Annotated in this window: 19 protein-coding genes; 8 read left to right on the forward strand and 11 right to left on the reverse strand. The window is 47.1% G+C overall.

The annotated features are described in order from the left end of the window. The first annotated feature begins 55 nt into the window (after positions 1-55). From DN748_RS02115 to purB, 3 genes are all read left to right on the forward strand, one after another. Positions 56-334, forward strand: coding sequence for a DUF3817 domain-containing protein (locus DN748_RS02115; RefSeq protein ID WP_112370442.1), 279 nt, complete (start codon positions 56-58; stop codon positions 332-334). Between the two features lie 144 nt (positions 335-478). Then, positions 479-1,021 carry an outer membrane beta-barrel protein gene (locus tag DN748_RS02120; protein WP_112370123.1) on the forward strand — a complete coding sequence of 181 codons (543 nt, stop codon included), beginning with the start codon at positions 479-481 and terminating at the stop codon, positions 1,019-1,021. A gap of 45 nt (positions 1,022-1,066) precedes the next feature. After that, positions 1,067-2,410, forward strand: a complete 1,344-nt coding sequence (purB, locus tag DN748_RS02125) for an adenylosuccinate lyase (protein WP_112370124.1) — start codon at positions 1,067-1,069, stop codon at positions 2,408-2,410. Between the two features lie 110 nt (positions 2,411-2,520). Here the strand turns inward: purB and DN748_RS02130 are convergent, their stop codons facing one another. The 4 genes from DN748_RS02130 to DN748_RS02145 all read right to left on the reverse strand — a co-directional run bounded on the left by DN748_RS02130 (position 2,521) and on the right by DN748_RS02145 (position 4,726). Beyond that, positions 2,521-3,078: a DUF4252 domain-containing protein gene (locus tag DN748_RS02130; protein ID WP_112370125.1), complete on the reverse strand. Its 558-nt coding sequence runs from the start codon at positions 3,076-3,078 to the stop codon at positions 2,521-2,523. Between the two features lie 23 nt (positions 3,079-3,101). After that, positions 3,102-3,596, reverse strand: a complete 495-nt coding sequence (locus tag DN748_RS02135; protein ID WP_236636778.1) for a DUF4252 domain-containing protein — start codon at positions 3,594-3,596, stop codon at positions 3,102-3,104. A 184-nt stretch (positions 3,597-3,780) separates the two neighbouring features. Beyond that, the gene (locus tag DN748_RS02140; RefSeq protein ID WP_112370127.1) at positions 3,781-4,230 is read right to left on the reverse strand and encodes a hypothetical protein; all 450 of its coding nucleotides are present in this window, start codon (positions 4,228-4,230) and stop codon (positions 3,781-3,783) included. Next, positions 4,217-4,726, reverse strand: a complete 510-nt coding sequence (locus DN748_RS02145) for an RNA polymerase sigma factor (protein WP_112370128.1) — start codon at positions 4,724-4,726, stop codon at positions 4,217-4,219. The genes DN748_RS02140 and DN748_RS02145 overlap by 14 nt, the downstream gene beginning before the upstream one ends. A gap of 263 nt (positions 4,727-4,989) precedes the next feature. On the opposite strand from DN748_RS02145, the gene DN748_RS02155 reads away from it, so the two are divergent. After that, entirely contained in the window at positions 4,990-6,459 is a 1,470-nt protein-coding gene (locus tag DN748_RS02155) for a S41 family peptidase (RefSeq protein WP_112370130.1), read from the forward strand. 93 nt (positions 6,460-6,552) lie between these two features. On the opposite strand, the gene DN748_RS02160 is transcribed toward DN748_RS02155, so the two are convergent. Beyond that, the gene (locus DN748_RS02160; protein ID WP_112370131.1) at positions 6,553-7,674 is read right to left on the reverse strand and encodes an acyltransferase family protein; all 1,122 of its coding nucleotides are present in this window, start codon (positions 7,672-7,674) and stop codon (positions 6,553-6,555) included. A 72-nt stretch (positions 7,675-7,746) separates the two neighbouring features. Next, positions 7,747-8,913, reverse strand: coding sequence for a helix-turn-helix domain-containing protein (locus tag DN748_RS02165; protein WP_112370132.1), 1,167 nt, complete (start codon positions 8,911-8,913; stop codon positions 7,747-7,749). A gap of 138 nt (positions 8,914-9,051) precedes the next feature. On the opposite strand from DN748_RS02165, the gene DN748_RS02170 reads away from it, so the two are divergent. The 3 genes from DN748_RS02170 (at position 9,052) to DN748_RS02180 (ending at position 12,018) form a co-directional block, all read left to right on the forward strand. Beyond that, positions 9,052-9,228, forward strand: coding sequence for a histone H1 (locus DN748_RS02170; protein ID WP_112370133.1), 177 nt, complete (start codon positions 9,052-9,054; stop codon positions 9,226-9,228). 244 nt (positions 9,229-9,472) lie between these two features. Continuing rightward, positions 9,473-10,801 carry a PQQ-dependent sugar dehydrogenase gene (locus tag DN748_RS02175; RefSeq protein ID WP_112370443.1) on the forward strand — a complete coding sequence of 443 codons (1,329 nt, stop codon included), beginning with the start codon at positions 9,473-9,475 and terminating at the stop codon, positions 10,799-10,801. Positions 10,802-11,022: 221 nt separating this feature from the next. Continuing rightward, positions 11,023-12,018, forward strand: a complete 996-nt coding sequence (locus DN748_RS02180) for an aldo/keto reductase (RefSeq protein ID WP_112370134.1) — start codon at positions 11,023-11,025, stop codon at positions 12,016-12,018. A 109-nt stretch (positions 12,019-12,127) separates the two neighbouring features. On the opposite strand, the gene DN748_RS02185 is transcribed toward DN748_RS02180, so the two are convergent. Beyond that, on the reverse strand, positions 12,128-12,979 hold the full coding sequence (locus DN748_RS02185) for an alpha/beta hydrolase (protein ID WP_236636756.1): 852 nt from the start codon (positions 12,977-12,979) through the stop codon (positions 12,128-12,130). Positions 12,980-13,268: 289 nt separating this feature from the next. On the opposite strand from DN748_RS02185, the gene DN748_RS02190 reads away from it, so the two are divergent. Next, a complete protein-coding gene (locus tag DN748_RS02190) occupies positions 13,269-14,378 on the forward strand; it encodes a TlpA disulfide reductase family protein (protein WP_112370135.1) in 1,110 nt (369 codons plus the stop codon). A gap of 83 nt (positions 14,379-14,461) precedes the next feature. On the opposite strand, the gene DN748_RS02195 is transcribed toward DN748_RS02190, so the two are convergent. Genes DN748_RS02195 through DN748_RS02210 form a run of 4 tightly spaced genes read right to left on the reverse strand, consistent with a single transcriptional unit; the run spans position 14,462 to position 21,477 of the window. Next, entirely contained in the window at positions 14,462-15,874 is a 1,413-nt protein-coding gene (locus DN748_RS02195) for a glycosyl hydrolase family 28 protein (RefSeq protein WP_112370136.1), read from the reverse strand. Positions 15,875-15,877: 3 nt separating this feature from the next. Then, complete coding sequence (locus DN748_RS02200) at positions 15,878-17,833, reverse strand: FG-GAP repeat domain-containing protein (RefSeq protein ID WP_112370137.1); 1,956 nt, start codon at positions 17,831-17,833, stop codon at positions 15,878-15,880. Between the two features lie 50 nt (positions 17,834-17,883). Further along, positions 17,884-19,644, reverse strand: a complete 1,761-nt coding sequence (locus DN748_RS02205) for a DUF4886 domain-containing protein (RefSeq protein WP_201741399.1) — start codon at positions 19,642-19,644, stop codon at positions 17,884-17,886. Between the two features lie 24 nt (positions 19,645-19,668). Continuing rightward, positions 19,669-21,477, reverse strand: coding sequence for a RagB/SusD family nutrient uptake outer membrane protein (locus DN748_RS02210; RefSeq protein WP_161554450.1), 1,809 nt, complete (start codon positions 21,475-21,477; stop codon positions 19,669-19,671). Positions 21,478-21,533 lie beyond the last annotated feature (56 nt).

A 21,533-nucleotide genomic window follows, 5' to 3' on the forward strand; every position in this document is an offset into this window, starting at 1 on the left:
AGTTATGGCTTCCGCAATCCGTTTGGTTTGCGGAAGCCTTTTTAAAAACCCGGTCATGCTTAAAAGTTTTCGTATCACAGCCATTCTCGAAGGTATATCATACCTGCTGCTCTTCTTTGTCGGAATGCCCCTGAAGTACCTGGCAGACCATGCCACGACCAATATGGCGGTAGGTTATGCCCACGGCATATTATTTATACTATATGTCATACTGGCTGTTGTGGTATGCCTGGAAAAGTCATGGGGCCTGAAGCGCTTTGCCATATTGTTTGTCGCTGCCCTCCTGCCTTTCGGGACTTTTTATGCCGAGAAAAAATATTTGAGGGAAAATTGAGTTATCTATAAACTTTATCGCCATGCGTTCGTCGGTAAAAACAGATGTTACAACGGTGATTCCGGAGATTTTAACGGAAAAGATATTACCCGGAACAGCGATAAATCTTATTTTTGCACAGATAACACTTAAATCAGTTTTATTATGAAGAAGTTAGTTTTATTTGCAGCTGTAGCACTGTTTAGCTGCGCAGGATTGTTTGCACAGGAAGACCAGGAACCCCTTAAGGGAAAATGGCTGATAGGAGGGTCTTTCGGATTCGAGAAGGATAAGACCGGTAGCTCAGAAAGAACCGACTTCTCCTTACTGCCCTCTGTCGGTGTTTTTCTTGAAAACGACATAGCGGTCGGGCTCAGCGCCGGTTATGAACAGACCAAAATAAACAGTGAAAAAAAAGAATTCTACGGCGTTATTCCTTATGCCAGAAAGTACTGGTTTCCCCAGTCCAAACTGATGCCTTTCGCACAAGGTGACGTAAGGCTCGGATGGGCCAAAGACAGCGCAGACGACACATTTGCCTGGGGGATCAACGTACGTCCCGGTTTAACCTACAGGCTCAACGAGAGCATCGCCTTTGATGCTACCGTAGGCCGTTTCGGTTATGACAATGAAGGGGAAGATTCCGACAATTACGGAATAGGGCTCAATCTCAACGACGTAAGGCTCGGGATCATTATTTTCCTGTAGTCCATAGTATTTTACAAAAACCAATCTCTTTTACAGTCTAAGACAATGCAACTCACCGAACTAAACGCCATTTCTCCCATAGACGGGAGGTACAGAAATAAAACCCGTGACCTCGCCCCCTTCTTTTCTGAAGAGGCCCTGATCAGGTACCGGGTAAGGGTAGAGATCGAATATTTCATAGCGTTGTGCAATATTCCCCTGCCCCAGTTAAAGGAATTCGACAAAGCACTTTTCGGGGACCTGAAAACCATCTATACGGCGTTTTCGGCTGAAGATGCACAGGCTGTAAAAGAGATTGAAAAGACCACCAATCACGATGTGAAAGCGGTGGAGTATTTTATAAAACAGAAATTCGACACCCTCGGGCTGTCGGAATACAAGGAATTCATACACTTCGGGCTCACTTCCCAGGATATCAATAACACTTCCGTGCCGTTGTCACTGAAGGAAGCCGTTTCCGAAGTGTATTTTCCCTGTTTAAAACAGGTTACCGGCAAGCTGAAGGCCCTGGCTACCGAATGGGCAGATATTCCCATGCTGGCCCGTACTCACGGCCAACCGGCCTCACCTACCCGCCTGGGTAAGGAAATACAGGTGTTCGTTACCCGTATAGAAGAACAGCTTTCCGTACTGGAAAAAGTTCCTCATGCCGCCAAATTCGGGGGAGCTACGGGTAATTACAACGCGCACCACGTCGCCTACCCGGAAACAGACTGGAAAGCATTCGGGACGAATTTCGTGGAAGAGGTCCTCGGCCTCCATCATTCCTTCCCCACCACCCAGATTGAACATTACGACCATATCGCCGCACTGTTTGATGCCGTAAAGAGGATAAATACCATACTCATCGACCTGGACAGGGATATATGGACGTATATCTCTATGGATTATTTCAAACAGAAAATAAAAGCGGGAGAAGTCGGTTCCTCGGCCATGCCGCACAAGGTAAACCCGATAGACTTCGAAAATTCGGAAGGCAACCTGGGCATCGCCAATGCCGTATTCGAACATCTCGCCGCCAAGCTGCCGCTGTCGCGGTTACAGCGCGACCTTACCGACAGCACCGTACTGCGTAACATAGGCGTACCTTTCGGGCATACGGTGATTGGACTGCTATCTACCCTCAAGGGGCTGAACAAGCTGCTTCTCAACCAGGAAAAATTCGAAGCAGACCTGGAAAACAACTGGGCCGTAGTCGCAGAAGCCATACAGACCATCCTGAGAAGAGAAGGATATCCCAATCCGTATGAGGCCCTCAAGGGACTCACCCGGACCAATGAAAAGATAAACAGGGAATCCATCGCAGGGTTTATAGACACCCTCGATGTTTCCGATGCCGTAAAAAGTGAGCTCAAGAAGATCTCACCGGCCAGTTATACCGGGATATAAGTCTGCCGGACAAAAACATAAATGACATTATCGAAAAATGAAAAGAGACCGTTTCTTAATGCGGTCTCTTTTTCGTTTTTTATCATCCGGATATCCCCGTATTTCTATAGTCAGCTTCCCAGAAGCTCCTTGAGGCTTCCCAGTTGTCCTTCGTCAATATCGGAATTTTCCATGAGTTTGACGAACTCTACCATGCGCTCCGGGCTCATGTCTTTTCCCAGTATGCGCACCAGTACAAACCCTCTTTCGTCATCAGCCCCGAAAAACACCACCTCGTCTATGGCTTCTTCATCTCCGAGGTATTTGAGCACGGCTCTTTTATCTTTGTCAGATAAACGGAACAGCTCCTCGAAGTTGTCATCGGCAAGGATAGTATTTATCTTTTCCTTTTCCTCCCGGAACACGGCCTCGTTTTCAGCGGTTACCGGCAAGGCCAGTACATTCAGTTTTTTAATGGATGTATAGGCTTCCTTCTGCTCCGGGGTCAGTTCCAGTTTCGATACATCCAGCATCCCGGCAGGAAGTTCGAGGTTGATAAACCCCTCTTTTTCTGCACTGTTTACATAATACTGCTGCAAACTCTCTTTCTTGCCGCAACCAGCAACCATCAGGGCAAAAAACCCCAATACCGCCCCGGCATACACTACTTTATCTATACTTATCTTCATGAGATTATATTTAAATTAAGCCCTTATTTCCCACCGGCCTCGCCGAGTTCCGAAGGAAGGTTCATCTTCTGTGTAAGCAGGCTGATCTTGTTCAGGTCTATATCACCGGTGAGTGACAACAATACCGTTTCAAACTTCCTGCCGTTTACATCAACATCCTTGATCCCGGAAACAAACATCAGCAATTCACTGACGTGGTCCGCATCCTTACCGGGACGGATATAGAACTTTACATTAGACTCCTTATCCTTCACCCGCATGAGCTCTTCCAGGTCTTCCTTTTTGATATATCCGTCCATCGTCGATCTCATTTCTTCGGAGATATCCTTGTCTTCCGTAGTAAACACCTTGAGGTTTTTAAGCGACTTCACCATATCCATAAACGCTACGGCCTCCGGATCGTCTGCCTGTATCCTGGAAAACAGCTTGAACATGTTCTGGTTGACCACCACGGTAGTCACATCGTCCATCGCTTCAAAACGATCGAATATGGATTGGGAAAAACCGAATACCGGCATGAGGAGCAAACACACTCCCGTTATCCAGGCATATGGAAATGTCTTTCCTTTTCCAACTTTGGCTCCTGTATCTTTTTTGCCGGCCACCACTCCCGGAAGTCCGGCAAAATTCCTGTTCTTTTTCATAATTTTTTATCCTTTTTTACTGTGTTTTATAATCTGTTATTCCGGCGATAGCCAGGCACTACTGCAACTCCCGTTCCGGCAAAATACGCTTTTTTGTCTGGTCGAACTCTTCGAGGTATTCCATCCTGGCCGTACCCTTGTTCAGGTTCTCACCGATCATGTACAACGCCTGTACGGTCTCTTCATAAGCCAGCCTGGCTTCCGCTTCCTTATCCCTGGAAGTATACCCGGAAAACCATATCCCCGCGGCGATGGCTACCACAGCAGCTGCCGACAGCCAGCCGTACACGTGTTTTTTACGTCTTCCCGTGCCAATCCTGATCTCCCTTGTGGAAGTTTCGTCCCTGCTCCGGGAAAAATACCGGAACACGGGAGCGTACTCCCGGAGGTGAGGTGCGATATGCTCTTCCGCCCCGGCAAAATAATCCTGCAAGGCCTTTTCTTCAGCTATGCTGCTGCTTCCCTCAAAGTACTTTTCCAGGTACCGTTCTATGTTATCCAACTCCATAATTGTGTTTTTTAATCAGTTCTTCCCGTACAGCCTTCCTCGCCCTGGAGAGCGCTACCCTTACCGAAGCGGGATTCATTTCCAGCATATCCCCTATTTCTTCAAATTCATACTGCTCCACGTCCCTGAGCTGCAATACCATTTTCTGCTGTTCAGGCAGTCCCTGCATGATCTTGTGCATCAGGGACACACTGTCCCTGGCCTCCACCTGCCGTTGCAGCGAGCTCGCCTCATCCGTATAATTGCTGTGTGCCAGCTTCAGGTTCGAGGCCTGTTTGGAGCGAAGCCGGTCGAGGCAGTAATTCCTGGTTGTGGTCACCGCAAAGGCTTCCACACTGCGGTAAGCGGTTATCTTGCCCTTATTTACCCAGAGTTTCAGCAATACCTCCTGTAACGCGTCCTCCGCTTCCTCGGTAGAGGTCAGCAATCGTTTGGCCAGCCGGAACAACTTGTCCTTAAAGGGCATTACCGTATGCAAAAACTCTGCCTGTTTCATTTTTCATCGATTAGTCTTTCTGTGCCTGTGAAAACCGTTTTTACCATTCTGCCTGCCCGGGCTGCCTCCGGAAGCTTTCCGGGCGGGCTTTCCGGGGTTCTCAAAAGGGAGACGAACAAGCTTAAAAAATGTTACAAAAAATTTTTAAAAGCCAATAATTACAGTAATTTTAACGTTACATATCACGGTAACCGCCCGTTATTTCAACCGAAACAACCGGATCTTTTGACTATATCCGGGGGCCATACCCAAAACACAAACCTATGAAAAAGTTTTTTTACTTCCTCTTAACCGGCATGGTCCTGTGGAGTTGTTCTGATAATGATGATGAAACCTTTATCCCCCATCCTTCCGAAGAATATGAAATCCAGGATTTCGTATGGAAGGGGCTCAATGAATGGTATTTCTGGCAGGAAGATGTGGAGAACCTCGGAGACGGCAGGTTTGCGTCCAATAAAGCTTATGAAGATTTCCTGAACACACACAACAGTCCGGAAGCTCTCTTCGAAGACCTGCTGTACCGGAAAGACGAGATAGACCGCTTTTCCTGGATCGTAGACGACTACGAGGTACTGCTGGGGTCGTTCCGGGGAGAAAGCGAATCGTTCGGGTTTGAGATCGGGGACCTCGTCAAGGCGTACCAGGATGACGATGCCGTGATCATGTATGTAGGTTATGTGATCCCCAACTCTCCCGCCTCCGAGGCTGGAATAAAAAGGGGCGATATCATATACAAGGTAGACGACGTAGAACTCAATACGTCGAACTACCAGGTGGTCAACAACTTTTACAACAATACCTCCATAAAACTCGGGTTCGCCACCGTGGAAGACAATGTGATTACCCCTACCGGGAACACCCAGATACTGAACACCCGTACCGTCCTGGAAAACCCGGTACATCACAGTGAAGTTATATCGTATAACAACAAAAAAATAGGATACCTGGTGTATAACGGTTTCAGAAATACCTATAACGGCGAACTAAATGATATATTCGAAGATTTCAAGGGTGAAAATATAGACGAACTCGTACTCGACCTGCGCTATAACGGCGGCGGATCGGTAGAGACCTGTACCTACCTGGCCAGCATGATCTATGGCAAGGCGTCTGCTTCGGATGTTTTTGCCGAATCGATATTCAACACCAAAAATACCGGGGAGAACACAACGGATACTTTTGCCGACAAAGCCAGGATATTTGATAAGAGTTCGGGGAATGACACCGGGGATAAAATAGAGATCAACCGTATTTCTTCCCTCAGCAGGCTCTACGTACTGACCAGTGCAGCTACCGCTTCGGCCAGTGAAATGATCATTAACGGGCTCCGCCCGTATATGGAGGTCGTCGTTGTAGGCGATACCACCTATGGTAAAAATGTAGGGTCCTTTACACTGTTCGACTCCCCCACTTTTGATTATAAGGACGTAAACCCGAACCATTTGTATGCCATGCAGCCCATCACCTTTACCATCTACAACAAGGACGGGGAAAGCGATTACACGCATGGTTTTACTCCCGATATACCGGTATTCGAATACAACTACTGGGACGATATCAGGCCATTCGGAGATACTGACGAAGCATTGCTGGCCACAGCATTACAGGATATCTCCGGATTACAGGCAAGAAGCGCTGCCCAACCGGAAGAAGCGAGCCGGATGAAGGGGATCAGAAAGAAGCCTTTCTCCAGGGAAATGTATATCACCCCGGGAGAAATGAAATCTGAGTGACGGTTGCTGTCAGGGATATTATAAATTCTGAATTTTGAATTTGATCACACTAACAAACTAACAACTAAGAACTAACAACTAAGAACTAAAAACTCATCTCTCTTTTTTCAGCGCTTTCATCCCGAAGGGAATACGAAGAAAATTAACTTTCATAATAACAAAACGGATCAGCACAAAGCAGCTGACAAACGTAAAGATGGCCACAAAGCAGAATTTTGTGAGGATCGGCCATGAAAGGTCCCTGATGTAGTATCCCAGAACGACAATAACCGTCTGGTGAAGGATATAGAAAGGATAAACCAGTTCGTTCAACATCCTGAGATAAGGCGTATTGGCCTTCAGGTACCGGAGGGAAAACCCGAGAATGGCCATCATCCAGCACCAGCGGTTTATGGAAACCAGGTAATAGTATGTTGTGCTCCCGAGGTATTCCCATCCTGTAGAGGAAAACCAGAATAACCCGTAGAGCAGGACAACCGCAATCAGGGCCAGGGCCAGGCTGTAACGGCAGGTCTGCCTGATCTTTTCCTGCAGGCGGGCAGAGGAGACTATTAAAAAACCGAAAATAAAAATACTGACATAAAGATAATGTGCAGCCCAGTCGTTATAAAAAGCGCCGCTGATGGGAAACAGGGGTTTTAACAAGCTTTCGCCCATACCCAGCCACAATCCGGGCAACAGGAGTAACATCCAGCCCCTGGTCCGTTCGAAGCGGAACGTCCTTCGCTTTATCACAAACAACAGCGGGAGCAATAAAACACTGTAAACCAGTATATACGTCAGGAACCACAAGTGATGCCAACTGAAATTACCGTCCGGATATGGCTCAAATTCCAGAAAGGTCATAAAAAATGAGAAGTAATGATCTTCTGCTCCCTGGGCCATCCGTTCGAAATAAACCTGTGGTGCAACCACCAGGAAGATTCCCGCAAGCAGGGGGAGCAGTATCCTCCTGAACCTGTCCTGCAGAAAAACCCTCGGGCTTCGGAAATCCAAAGCATAATACACCCCTACTCCCGAGATCAGGAAAATAAGGGGCATCCTCCATTGACTGAGAAAGATCATGGGCCATTCGATGCCATCGCTTATTTCGTTGTTCTTAATATGCCATTCCCAGCTCACAAACAGCATTCCGGTATGAAAAAACACAAGTAAGGTAAAGGCCAGCACCCTTAACCAGTCGAACTCGTAACGTCTTATCTTTGTCTGCATCATGTTTCTTTTGCGACAAAGAAAGAGCGGCAAGGCCGGTTACAGCGAATGTTCCGGCCGGATAGAAGTACTGTTTTATAAGCGAGAACTTTTGTTTTCGGCAGATTTCCTGAATGCCCCGGGAGTGGTACCCGTCATTTTCTTAAAGGCCGTAGTGAAGGCCGACTTTGACAGGTAACCGCTCCTTTCGGCGATTTCTTCGATCTTAAAATGCCAGGTGGCGGGGTCCGACAGCATTTCCCGGGCTTTTCTGATCCTGAGATCCGCTATATATTCAAAATACGTTTTGCCAAGGGCCTCGTTGAGTACCTGCGACAAATGATGAGGAGTGGCCCCCAGTTGCTTCGCCAGCTTTGCCAGGCTCAGTGTTTCTGCAGTGTAAAATTCCGTTTGTTCCAGCCCTTCTAATTTCTCGAGGATGTCCTGCTTGTTCCGGTCATCTAAACCGGACCTCTCGTATTTCAACCTGACTACCGGCTGGAAAAAACCGGAATCCGTAAGCATTTTATAACTGAAGAAAAATAACCAGGCCGTTATAAAAACAGCCATAAAATGATCTCCGAGGTCATTCTCATAGCTGAACTTCACAACCAGGTAAAACAGGCTGGTAATCACAAAAAAAACTAAAAAAAATCTTATCCACCCGAAAAAATAAGGATTGTCCAGTTCCTCCCTTTTCAGGTTCCGCACCCTTAAATACGCCAGCAAAAGATAGATCCCGAAATGAAGTATAATAAAATAAGGCAGATTTCTCCGGAGGTATATCGGGTCGAACGGAAATTTCCTGTCGGCTTCGGAAAATGGTACCTCCGGGTGAAAGGCCCACAAAAAGGAATTGTACTTAACGGCATCACTTTCCATCAGGAAAGGCACATGATAGAAAAAGTACAGGAGGAATGGTAAAAAATGTAACCAGTCCTTTTTCCTGAACCACGTCCCGCCCATACTCCGTATCAACAGGTATATCAGCGGCCCGATCAAAAACACCAGAGGTTCGGAAAAATCCACCAGGAACAGGGCCTGTACGATCAGCCCGCTATACCCCAGGAATATCTCCGTAAGTATCAGTGTACAGGATAAAACAAGTATTGCCAGGATCAGGTTATTAAAAGGTTGTCTGAAGGGCTTCGACTGTAGCAATACGAACAGGAATATTCCCTGAATGATCCCGGCCGACATCAATCCCGCAAAAAGATCAAAGTGAAAAAAATCCTGTATGGTCAGTATCTGTGTATTCTGCATATTTATGCCAAACTACGGTTATTAATCGAAAAAAAAGCACTTTCGTCCACAATAGTCTAAAACTACAAGCGTTCTATGCTATAGATATATTCAAAATTATTTATTTTCGCCATTCATTGTTTAAAATTAATAAATCACATGAAAAAGTTATTAGAAAACATTCAGACCCAGATCGAGTCATTCAACACCGAAGCCCAGGCACAAGTAGAAAAAGGAAACAAGGCTGCAGGGACCAGAGCGCGTAAAGCCGCACTGGAGATCAGCAAGCTCATGAAAGAATTCCGTAAAGTTTCGCTGGAAGAGTCTAAAAAATAAGACTTTCTTTTCAGAGAGATCTTTCAGTATACTTTCGTCAAGAAAAAAACAGGCTCTCCTGCTTCGGGAAGCCTGTTTTTTTATTTCATTCAAGAAAAGATGCTGCAACCCCATGCCGGTCTTCGGGATTTACAGGCCGGAAAAGTTCCGGGTACGGCATTTTCCGCCATTATTTTACTCCAGGCTTATGGCGATCAGTAATTTTTTTTATAACTTAACCTCTTGCAACCAAAAAAATCGTGCTATGATATCATTTTCTTACAGAATCCGCCCGCTGTACGGTCTGTCTGTGGTACTGCTGGCTTTCGGGGCCCTTTCCTGTGCTCCGGACAACAATAAAAAGGAAAAGGGGATACTCCCCGACCCCGACAATGCAGCCTTAAAACTCCCCGAAGGCTTTGCCGCCCTGAAAGTTACCGATAGTATAGGCAAGGCAAGGCATCTTGCCGTCAACAGGAACGGGGATATTATCGTAAAGCTGGAACGTCCGGACGAGGGTAACGGAATTATCATCCTCCAGGACGAGGACGGAGACGGCCGCGCCGACCGGCAGACCGGTTTCGGAAGTTACGGGGGAACGGGCATCGCCCTGCATGGGGATTACCTCTACGCATCGTCGAATACTTCTGTTTTCCGGTACCCGCTCAACGACCGCCAGCTCCCGGAAAGTACCAATGCCCCCGATACGATAATACACGGACTTATAGACCAGGGTCAGCACAACTCCAAATCTATCGTGCTGGACGACAAGGGCAGTATTTATGTAAATATAGGCGCGTATTCCAATGCCTGCCAGGAAAAAGACCGCACCAAGGGATCTCCCGGAATGTACCCCTGCCCTATCCTGGATTCCGCCGGGGGAATATGGCAGTTCAGGGCCAACGAACTGAAACAGTCGTACGGCGAAGGCAAACGGTATGCCACCGGGCTCCGGAATGTAGTAGGGCTCGACTGGAACCGCCAGGACCAGTCGCTCTATGTCATGCAGCACGGACGTGACAACCTCTCTGATCTTTTCCCCGAATTTTTCGACGCCACGGCTTCCGCCAACCTGCCTGCCGAAGTCATGTATAAGATAGAAGAAGGAGATAATGCCGGATGGCCCTATGTCTATTACGACCAGGAACAGGGCAAATACGTACTTGCCCCGGAATACGGAGGCGACGGAAAAAAAGACCCTGAAGAAGGAAAAGGCGCAGGGGCCATTCCTCCGAAAGTGGCCTTTCCCGCACATATGGCCCCTAACGGTTTGCTTTTTTATACCGGCGATATGTTCCCCGAAAAATATAAAAACGGTGCTTTTGTAGCCTTTCACGGTTCCTGGAACCGCGTCCCGGAGGAACAAACCGGCTATATGGTGGCTTTCGTACCGTTTAAGAACGGGGAACCCGCCGGGGAGTGGGAGGTCTTCGCCGACGGTTTTGCCGGTACTGCTCCCGTAATGGCCCCCGGCGATGCCCTGCACCGCCCCTGCGGACTGGCACAGGGGCCCGACGGATCGTTATATGTTTCGGATGATGTTACCGGTGCCATCTATCGTATCATGTATGACCGGCAGGAAAATAAAAGCTGAGACTGGTTGCAGGTTTATATAGTTTTTTAGTTTTTTAGTTGGTAGTTCTTAGTTGTTGTTAGTTGCATTGAATTGCGAAGTCACAGACATTCGCAGGGCAGTTACATAACTCTGAATTCTGAACTCATAACTGGTTGCTTGTTGGGGCTTCGGAGAAAAAGAAGTTCCTTAAAACACATACAATACATGGTTTATAAATAATTCAATATAAATTTATTCAATTGAAATACAGAACTTTAGGAGATACGGAATTAAAGCTGTCGGTAATCACCTTCGGGGCATGGGCTGCCGGCGGATGGATGTGGGGAGGTACCGAAAGAAAAGAGGCGGTCAATGCCATAAAAGCGTCATACGATGCCGGGGTGACTTCCATAGATACGGCTCCCATTTACGGACAGGGGACCAGCGAAGAGATCGTGGGAGAAGCCATAAAAGACATTCCCAGGGACAAGGTACAGCTACTCACCAAATTCGGTATGCGATGGGACCTCGCAAAGGGAGATTTTGCCACGCACAGCCAGGACAATTCGGGCAGGGACATCGATATTTACAAATATGCGGGAAAGGAAAGTATTATCAAAGAATGTGAAGACAGCCTGAAAAGACTGGGCACCGACTATATAGACCTATACCAGATACACTGGCCCGACAGGACCACTCCCATACAGGAGACCATGGAAGCGGTAGACCTGCTTATCCGTCAGGGAAAGGTACGCTATGCAGGGGTATGTAACTACAGTGCCGCACAAATGGCCGAAGCTGAAAAATACGTTTCCCTCGCTTCCAACCAGGTGCCGTACAGCATGGTGCTCCGGGATATCGAAAAGGACGTGGTGCCGTATTGCCAGGAACACGGTAAGGGCATCCTGGCCTATAGCCCCATGCAGCGCGGACTGCTTACCGGAAAAATAAAGCCCGGGCACCGGTTTGCCGGGGGAGACCACCGCGCATCCAATGTGTTTTTCCGGGAAGAGAACCTCGTTCGTACCAATGCCTTCCTCAACAGTATAAAACCCCTTGCCGACAGTAAAGGGCTCACACTGGGGCAGCTGGTGCTATTGTGGACCCTGGAACAGCCCGGTATTACCATAGCTCTCGCAGGTGCACGTAACGAAGCTCAGGCCGTACAGAATGCCGGCGCCGTGGAACAAAATCTCTCCGAAGATGAAATCAGGGAGATCACGGAAAAACTGGAGCAGATCGAACTGGTGTTGTAAGTAGTTAAAATGGGTTATTGGGTTAATAGGTTACTGGGTTATTCAGGCGATAACTACAACCTGTACTCCTTTCCGGCCAACGCCACCGGAATACCAGGTAGCAAAGGCTTTATTTATCCTTTGCGATCCTTGCAGCCTGCTTTTTGACCTCATCAACCAGTAGCGGGAATGCCGGGTAAACCATATTATGCCCGTAGCCGTCCATTTCGTAAAGCGTGGTATGCTCATGCCCTGCGATCTTCATCATCCGGGCCATATAGGCGTTTTCTTCATACCTGCCGAGCATTTCCTTTTCCCGGTCTCCCGTGATCAGCAATACGGGAGGGGCATCGGCCCGGACATGCCATAACGGGGCCATGCGGTCTATAACGGGTTGCGTGTCTTTTATCCCATTTTCCTTCCGGATGTTAAAATGTGTGATTACCTGGCCGCTGAAAGGGATGATCCCCGCTATATCATTGGCATCGATGCCGTGAGATGACAGGTAATGCTTATCGAGGATGGCCATAAGGGCGAGATACCCCCCGGCGGAATGACCGGATACGAAAACGAGATCCGGGTCTCCCCCGTATGCTTCTATATGCTCAAACACCCAGGTTATGGCTGCAGCCGCATCTTCGATACACTGTTCCGATCTTACTTTCGGCGACAGGCGATACCCTGCCCCGGCCACTGCGATCCCACTGTTTTTCAGGGCTTCCGGTATTTCCCGGTGCCCTGCCGTAAGGCCTCCGCCATGAAACCATATTACCGTAGGGAATTTCTCCCCACCCGCAGGATAATACAGATCGAGCCGGCACTGCTGTTCCGTATATGTATCCTTCTCAACGCTATTACCGTAATACGCAATATCCGATGCTGTCTTATAATCGCTCTGGGCATACGAAAACATATTGAAAACCAGCAGGAAAAACATTGTCGCGGTCCTGTGGTCAGAAAGTGAGGCAAACAGTGCAGTCATGATAAAATATTTAGGTCTGATTTCTGAGTACATGGCCAAAATACGTTATCTTCCGGTAAAGGAAAAGAAGAATCCCTGATTTTTACAAGGCTCCATCTTTCCGGGAGGGCGGGCCCGTATAAAGACAGGTGTGCTGCCGTTCCCGTTCCATGCCCATCCCGGTGAGAATGCACCTCCCTTTTCGCAATACGGTGACGTTCACCGCCGTTTCCCTTAATTTTATACTAAAGCCCGAGGTTATATGGCTGGAAATTTTAACTTTGCATCTGAACCAATAAATTCAGGATTAATGAAAAAATTAGGCGTTTTATTTTTAATAGCATCCGCTATAGTCGCCTGCAACCAGCAGAACAAGGACAGCTATACCATTACCGTAAAGGCCGACGGCCTGGAAGACGGCAAACAGGTATTTTTGAAGAAGGCAGATGAAAACAACCAGCCTATAGATGTGGATACTACCGAGGTTGCCAACGGTACCTTTACGTTTACCGGTAAGGCAGACAGCCCTGAAATACACTATCTTTTCATAGACCAGGTAGGGAATGTTCCCGTGATCGTGGAAAACGGGGATATCGAAATAGAGGCTTACAAAGACAGCCTGAACTATTCCAAAATGGGGGGTACGCCTTCCAACGACGATTTTTACGAGTTTATTTCCGGTACGCGCAGTATCAGCGACAAGATAGGTGCCTTGCGCGAACAGATGATGAAGGCCTCCCAGGAAAGGGACACCGTGACCATTGCCACCTTACAGGATGCCTACGGAGACATTCAGGAAGAAGCCGGGGCCTATGAACTCGAATTCGTGGAAAACCATTCCGATTCCTATATCTCTGCCCTGGTACTGGAGAAAATGCTGATGTCGCAGTCGCAAACCCCGGAAAAAGTAAAAGAATTACTCGCCGGGCTTTCTGAGAATGTAAAGCAAACCAAGGTGGCACAAAAACTTACGGAACAGATCGAAAACATGACCAAGGTATCCGTAGGTGCCATAGCCCCCGATTTCTCTGCACCCACCCCCGAAGGAAAAGAACTGGCCCTGAACGACATCAAGGGCAAGGTAACCATCATCGATTTCTGGGCCGCATGGTGCAAGCCCTGCAGGGCTGAAAACCCTCATGTGGTACAACTCTATGAAAAATACAAAGACAAGGGACTGAGCATTATAGGGGTATCGCTCGACAGGAAAAAAGAAGACTGGGAAAAAGCCATCGCAGAAGACCAGCTTCCCTGGCATCACGTATCCAACCTGCAGTTCTGGCAAGACCCCATAGCGCAGCTCTACAACATAAGGGCCATCCCCGCCACATTTATTCTCGACGAGAACGGAAAGATCCTGGCCAGGGACCTCAGGGGTGATGCCCTCGACGCCAAACTGGCAGAGCTTTTTGAGATGTAGGTCTTAGTGACTGCAGGTGATATCAACGAGCCCTCTCCCGGATCTTTTTATACCGGGAGAGGGCTTTGTGTTTCTCCTCTTTATCAATGGAATTCTATACGGTCTGTATGCCCGAGAATTTTTATGTGCTGTGACCCTTCCATAAGTTTTTCTCCGTTTATAATAACATTCTCGAAACTGACATTCCGGACCCTCCTGTCCGCATCAAAACCTTCTATGACCGAAGGAGTACCGTTTTTTCCGTCATAGTGAATGTTTTTAAAGCTTATGTCCTCTATGCCACGACCGGGGACCTTATTAAACGCCCCGTTTTTAACAATGCGGAGATTAAACAATTGCCCTTCTTCAAAGTCCTCTACCCGTATATCTTCGAAGCTCACCTCTTTCACCAGGGTATTATCCCCGGAATTGATCGCCATACATCCCTGAAAGATCCTGCTGTCTTCGTCGTGCTCCAGGATATCTATATCTCTGAAGCTGAAATTCTGAAGTGTATCCACTTCTGCCGGGTTGCCGTGAATCCCTATAAATACAGGATGTGCCACATCTGCCCATAAGACAGCATTGGTTATGTTGTAATTTTTTGCCCCTCCGTAATAATCCCAGCGATGCCCGTAAAAAGCCAGGCAATCATCAGAGTTCCTGAGGAACACATTACTGATATTTACTTCATTACAACTCATCAGGTCTATGCCGTCGCTGTACCTGTCGGAACTTATCGACTTTATATTGTCTATATGAATATGGTTGCTGTTTCCTCCGAAAACCGTATAACTTCTTATATTCATAAAAATAAGATCCTTAATACTTACTCTGTCGGTATTGTGTATTTTAAGCCCGTATTTACCCCCGTCTATAATACCGCGTCCCATAAGTTTGACATTGCTGGCATCACTGGCGACAAAAGTAGTCCTTACCACTGCCCCCCCGGCTATATACACGGTCTTGTTTTCCGGAATTCTATAAATTTTGGCAGGATCGTCTCCGGGTGTGTGAATACCGGGTCCGAAATAGATCACATCCGGGTCTGAGGGATCAGGCCCGGACGTTTCCATACCGTTGGCAAACAAATGAAGGTTGTGAAAACGGTCGCCATTAAATTCAACAGACAATTTACGGGGTTGATCCAGTGTAAAGGTAATGGTATTCTTTTTCTGTTTATGGGAAATATCACAGGAGAACGGCCTTATGGCAACATCCTCAATTTTTCCCGTATTTCCGGTTACCGAGACTTCTACCGTCCCTTCAAAATCGAAATACGCCAGGGAGGCTTCCTGTGGATCGTCGAGATCCACACGGACCTTATAGGTAAATACGTCCTGCCATTTACCGCCGGGGGTTCTCACCTTCACGGTATAGGCCGGATTGTGCATACTTTGCCTGATCTCATCATCAACCGGGTAAACTTCCAGCTTGTCGCTCTTTTGAAAAGCATGAGCTTTAAAAAAGAACACGGACAGGATAACCAAAACACTCAACTTTTGCTTTCTATTCATGGCTTAACGTTTATAAACATAGAAATGACCATCAGAAGCGCCTATTAACAAATACGGTTCCTCCTCGTCTCCCCAGATCACTTTGGTAGGATTACTGGTATGTCCTGCAAGCCTTAGGTTAGTTACCCTCTCGATATTTTTCAGATAAACATTTCCGTCTTCCTCTTTTACATTTTCATAGATCACGGCATTCAGGGCATTTAATACAAAATCAGGATCACCGTCATTATCCCAGTCCATGATCGTAAACTTTCTTCTCCCGCTTTTACCGTATTTTTCAGAATTAAGCTGCAGCAGTCCCTGTTCGTCTTTTTCGCTCATCAACCGGTTCCACGAATTGTATGCCACACCGTTCACCCCGTAAAAGATACGCTCTCCGGGTTTTAACATCAATTCCCCCTGTTTATTTTTAAAACGTTCGAAATAGGCCAGGTAACCTTCGTGGTCAAGCATGATCAGGTCCATTAGCCCGTCTTTGTTCCAGTCTGTCATATAGGGAGTGGTCCTCCATTGGGTTACCAGGTCATTAGCCTCCGGGGTCCACCATACCCATTCCGGTTTCCGGGGAGCCCCCTGCCAGTCTATTTTAACCTTCTTCCGTTCGGAAAGCCTCGGTGCTGTCGGGGTACCTGTATTTTTATACCATTCTATGTTTCCCCATATCGAATTGACAACGATATCCTTCAGGCCATCACCATCCCAGTCTTCTACCGAGAGTACCGTATATCCCCATTTTGCCTCTGCCGGCCCCTGTATGGAACCGTTCTCCCCGGCCAATATCCTGATAGGTTTACCTTCTGATTCCAGTAATACCGGGGCTGCCCATTTGGGAGGATTACCCCCGAGGTTTTCTATAAACCCTATTTGCCCGGCAGAATTCCCTACGATAAGGTCTTCATCGCCATCATTGTCCCAGTCAACGCTATAGGGAGTGGCCAATACCCCGAATTTAAGGTCGTCTGCTTCCTGTTTAAGGTAAAACGGAGCTTCGAAAACGGGCATATTGTCTTTTACTTCACCGGTGTTTCTTATCAGCGCTACCCGCCCGTCTTCATCGCCTACCAGAAGATCTGTATGGCCATCGCGGTCCCAGTCAAAAGCTACCGGGTAAATTTTCTGAAGGTCCAGGCGGATCTCCGTTCCCCCGCTGTCTGTCAATCGCCTCCCTTCGGCATACTCGGGGTTTTCACGGGTCCCTGTGTTTTCGAACCAGGTCAGTTTATCCATAAACTCCCCGCAGATTATGTCAAGGTCACCGTCACCGTCAAAATCGGCAAAATTGGGAGTGGGCATTCCGTAGGTATCAATATCCTTACCCCCGGCCTGTATTTTTCCCTGATTTACATATTTTCCGTTCTCATTTTTATAAAGGATTACATAACCGTGCAGCGGACCACGGGTCCACTCCCCTTTTTCGTTAAAAGCATTGTCCCAGCCGTAATCCGACCAATCGGAGACGCCGACAAAAATATCCTTGTCTCCGTCACCGTCGTAATCCACATAGCCTATATGCCCGCTGTCATGCGCTATGTCAACTTCTTTGGTCTTTTTGTCAAGGCTTTTTCTGAAGTCGGTCAGCTCTTCCCTTTTCATAAAAACCACAGGTTCACCCTTGCCCTCCATATAGGAAACACTGAAGCTCTTTATACCCTCTCCCAAAAGCCGGGGTTTGGCGAATACGGGAATATCTTCTCCCGATACATTTTCAAATAAATATACGCCGTAATAAGGTTTATTGGGAGAATTGACCAGCAGGTCCATATCACCATCACCGTCATAATCCACGGGAATAGGATGCCCGTAAAGCCCTACCCCCAAATCTACTTCGAGGCCCGGATTATTGTATTTCACGATCTGGAATTCTTTTTTTTCCGGAGATGCTTTCTTCCTTTGTGCATTTACCACAGCTATGGTACAAAAGAATAAGGCAAGCCAGAGGGTATTCTTAAAATGTTTCATTGCTTTATTACTATTTTTGCGTGTTACAGTTGTCACTGTTTTTTCAGTATCTATTCTTCTACCGGAATTATCTGCATTGCATTGAGGTAGAAAAAGCCATTGCCATTATTGTTATTGTCCCCTGCCGTAATATCAATGACGATCTTCCCTTGAGCATCAGGCGATATTTCGTCGGTACAAGCTGTTTCCGAACTATTGCCGGCAGTTTGTAAACTGACCGCTTCTTCATTGGCTCCGGAAACGGTGTACCTGGTCTCCCTGTTGTCGCTAACTCCCGATCGGGCACCAAAAAAACAGAATTTATACGTTTTACCGGTATCCAGTCCTGATAAAGTCAATTGACTTTGTGTTATTTCCATATTTTCCCATACCCCTTTTGCATTTCCGAAGTAAGATTGTGAAGACACCTCCCCCGGTATAGTCCAATTACCGGTATCGGTAGTATTGGGGCCGCCTGTATTAATTCCATTAAAGCGTTGCGTTATCGTCACCGATATACCCGTAAATTCATCATCGCTGTTTTTCAGGTCTTCAATGGAAGTACCTTCTACATGATTATCAAGGGTATTCCACACAGGAGCGGTTCTGGTCCCCAAATTTATATAAATTGCCGCTCCCGAAGGTACCTCTTCTTCTTCCTCCTCTTCGGGCTGGTAGTCCTCAAGAACAGTAACCGCATAAGGCTGTAAAATGGCTGCATGGGCCGAATGTTGTGCAATTTCCTTTTGTATCCCGCTTACACTTTCGGGAGCATAAGCATTTCCTGTCACATTAATTCCCGTAAGTGCTTCAAACCAGGTACAGGCTGCAGTATATCTTCCGATCCCCATATCCAGGTGGTATCCGTCCCTGTTAAAATAGTCCCCGACAAGGGTGTTCCTGCCATTCTGAATAGCGGTTCCGGAAGGTATGACAAGGTCAAATTCAAACTCGTTTTCAATCCGGCTTACCGTTTCCATGATCGCCTGGTACATCTGTTCCTGGTCCCGGTCATACCTCGGGAAATCGGCGTGAGTGGAATTTTGTGCATAGGCCCATGTCTGATGTAAAATATACCCGGTTTCCGTATTCGTGGCTTTTTCTTTGGCATATTCCAGCAATCCAGTAAGCGGGGTGATGTAGGTATCGTACTCTCCGGAATGGCCGCTTACCTGTTGAAAGCTTATATAATCCCAGTTCTCATCCAATATCGCCATTTCTATACTGGCACCAGGCGTTCTCGTTTTATTCCCGTCTGTCGAGATCTTTCTGTAATTATAGGCCGTAGCATTCGATTGTGCATTGTTCCAGTGCCGTTCCAGGGAAGCCCCCCCTATATAAAGGTTACCAATAACCATGGTTACCCCTTCGGCCCGGGCGAGTTCGTACAGGTTGTTCTCCACCGCATCTTCAGAAAAACTGTTCCCGATAGCAAGTACCTTGAGAATACCGTCGTCCCCTCCTACAGTTTCTACATGTATCTCGAAAGACGTGCTTACCGCCCCGTCATTCGAGGAGAATTCTACAGTGGTACTACCGTTTCTCAAAGCGGTAATGATGGAAGATTTGTCGTGATTTACAAAAATATCGACAAGGCTCGAATCGCTGGATTTCCACGTATACGAACGCCTGGGTTCGGAAACAGGCTCAAATATCGGTCTGACCAATATCTTGTCCCCTATCCCCATGTCTACTGCACTTTCTACACTTAATGTGACCGATTGTTCTACTTCTCCATCATCATTGTTGTCGCAGGAAACCATTCCCAGGCAGAAAACACCTATCGCTATTAACCATAACGATAACCTGTGTTTAAAGTATAATTGCATCATGATTTATGTTTTTATCTTATTGATTTACCAACCCGGGTTTTGTGTCATGTTGTGATTGACCGATAATTCCCAGTTCGGGATGGGCATATAAATATGTTTTTCCTCTACGTTATTACCGGCCTTTGCGGCATGCTGAAAGTTATTGGGGGCGGTTTGTTCTACATATTCCGCCAGTTCCTTCATATGTTCTACCAGGATCCCCCAACGGATGAGGTCCAGCCTTCTGCAACCTTCAAATGCCAGTTCCCTGGACCTTTCTTCCCGGATAATCCGGCGGAACTCTTCTTTGCTCCCCGCTGTGACCAGCATATCACTATCCGAAGCCAACACGATCTCTGCCTGGGCCCCTTCCCCGGTATCTGAAGTGATGGTCACCGAGGGTTGTGCGTCATACATGGTCCCTCTTGACACGATCCTGATATCCGTAATGGCCCCTCCGTTGATTACCGGCTGAAGGCTTAAGGTATCCTGCCCTGCGGAATAGCTGGCACTGCCCTGTACTTCAATGGAAATATTGGAATTATTGGTATATCCGCTTCCGCCATCGGTTACTACGATGTCTTTTACGGATTTCCCGTCGGCAAAGGCTCTTCTCCTTACCTGGTTGATATAATCCAGGGCTTTTGAGGTAGGGCCATTGATCTCGTTTTCTGCCTCCGCCGCCATCAAAAGGACGTCGGCATACCTGAGTAGGGGGAAATTGGTCCCGTTCCAGTTTCCGGGGTTTTGAATTTGTTCAAACTCCCTGCGGTATTTCCCGATATACCGGGAATATATAGCATCCTCCTGGGCATAATTCTTATCCGGGGCCCTGTTGTTGGCATAAGAATACGGGGCTATGGCCCAGTCCCTTCGCATATCGGCATCATTGTATTTATCGTATAAAAAAGCATGTATCCTGTGAGCCGGATTGGCAACACCATAGGAGGTTTCCCTGTTTAAAATGCCATTCTGTATCCCCAAAAATCCACGGTTATTGTATATTTCTCCTGAACCGGTAGTGAAAAATTCCACCTCCCATATACTTTCTCTGGTATCGTATTTATCCTGAATTAAATTGATAAACACCTGGGAATAATCCGGATTCAGTTCATGATAGCCTCCATTGATCACCTCTTCCGCCCAGTGCAATGCATCTTCATACTTCCCTTCAATATTATTCGGATAGCCTGCCATAAACAGGGAAACCCTTGCCAGCATGCCCTGCACGGCAGACCGGGTTACCCTACCCGCATGGTCATAAGCTGTAATTTCAGGCACCATCCCTTCTGCCTCTACCATTTCATTATAAATAAACTCATATACCTCACTGGCGGGTACGCGTTCATTAAAAACATCGCTTACAGAAGCCGTAGGTTCCGTCCTCAAGGGGATATCCCCGAAATTCTGGACCAGGATGAAATGATAAAACGCCCTTAAAAATTTGGCTTCCCCTTTGATGATCTCTCTTTTATCTTCATCCATATCGGGCTTATCTGCATTCACCAGTACCAGATTGGCCCTTTCCACACCCCGGTATAATGCTCCCCATACACTGTTGGAATTTTCATCGGTTGCACTATAGCTGTAGATTGCCGTACTGTTTACGGCATTACTGTTAGTCAGATACATTTCATCGGCGGCGTCAAAATCAGTCACCAATGATTTCCCGGCTGCTGAAAACAGGAAGCGTTCTCCCAGAACATTATACACACCAACAAGGGCAGAACTCAATTCTTCTTCCGTGTTGTAATAGTGTGTTGTAGAAATAAAATCTTCAGGATCTCTGTCTAAAGAGCAGCTATGAAATACTGTACACAGAAGCAACAGGATACAATATAGTTTTGTTTTCATAATTGACATTTATTTTGTTTTTCGACGGTCTGATGAAATACCCGGATTGATCTGAC

Origin of the sequence: Sinomicrobium soli, from assembly GCF_003285545.1 — a bacterium.
Classification (GTDB): domain Bacteria; phylum Bacteroidota; class Bacteroidia; order Flavobacteriales; family Flavobacteriaceae; genus Sinomicrobium.

Coding starts and splice junctions, on each gene's coding strand:
- DN748_RS02115 (WP_112370442.1), top strand. CDS start 56: ATGCTTAAAAGTTTTCGTATCACAGCCATTCTCGAAGGTATATCATAC.
- DN748_RS02120 (WP_112370123.1), top strand. CDS start 479: ATGAAGAAGTTAGTTTTATTTGCAGCTGTAGCACTGTTTAGCTGCGCA.
- purB (WP_112370124.1), top strand. CDS start 1,067: ATGCAACTCACCGAACTAAACGCCATTTCTCCCATAGACGGGAGGTAC.
- DN748_RS02130 (WP_112370125.1), bottom strand. CDS start 3,078: ATGAAGATAAGTATAGATAAAGTAGTGTATGCCGGGGCGGTATTGGGG.
- DN748_RS02135 (WP_236636778.1), bottom strand. CDS start 3,596: ATGCCGGTATTCGGTTTTTCCCAATCCATATTCGATCGTTTTGAAGCG.
- DN748_RS02140 (WP_112370127.1), bottom strand. CDS start 4,230: ATGGAGTTGGATAACATAGAACGGTACCTGGAAAAGTACTTTGAGGGA.
- DN748_RS02145 (WP_112370128.1), bottom strand. CDS start 4,726: ATGAAACAGGCAGAGTTTTTGCATACGGTAATGCCCTTTAAGGACAAG.
- DN748_RS02155 (WP_112370130.1), top strand. CDS start 4,990: ATGAAAAAGTTTTTTTACTTCCTCTTAACCGGCATGGTCCTGTGGAGT.
- DN748_RS02160 (WP_112370131.1), bottom strand. CDS start 7,674: ATGATGCAGACAAAGATAAGACGTTACGAGTTCGACTGGTTAAGGGTG.
- DN748_RS02165 (WP_112370132.1), bottom strand. CDS start 8,913: ATGCAGAATACACAGATACTGACCATACAGGATTTTTTTCACTTTGAT.
- DN748_RS02170 (WP_112370133.1), top strand. CDS start 9,052: ATGAAAAAGTTATTAGAAAACATTCAGACCCAGATCGAGTCATTCAAC.
- DN748_RS02175 (WP_112370443.1), top strand. CDS start 9,473: ATGATATCATTTTCTTACAGAATCCGCCCGCTGTACGGTCTGTCTGTG.
- DN748_RS02185 (WP_236636756.1), bottom strand. CDS start 12,979: ATGACTGCACTGTTTGCCTCACTTTCTGACCACAGGACCGCGACAATG.
- DN748_RS02190 (WP_112370135.1), top strand. CDS start 13,269: ATGAAAAAATTAGGCGTTTTATTTTTAATAGCATCCGCTATAGTCGCC.
- DN748_RS02195 (WP_112370136.1), bottom strand. CDS start 15,874: ATGAATAGAAAGCAAAAGTTGAGTGTTTTGGTTATCCTGTCCGTGTTC.
- DN748_RS02200 (WP_112370137.1), bottom strand. CDS start 17,833: ATGAAACATTTTAAGAATACCCTCTGGCTTGCCTTATTCTTTTGTACC.
- DN748_RS02205 (WP_201741399.1), bottom strand. CDS start 19,644: ATGATGCAATTATACTTTAAACACAGGTTATCGTTATGGTTAATAGCG.
- DN748_RS02210 (WP_161554450.1), bottom strand. CDS start 21,477: ATGAAAACAAAACTATATTGTATCCTGTTGCTTCTGTGTACAGTATTT.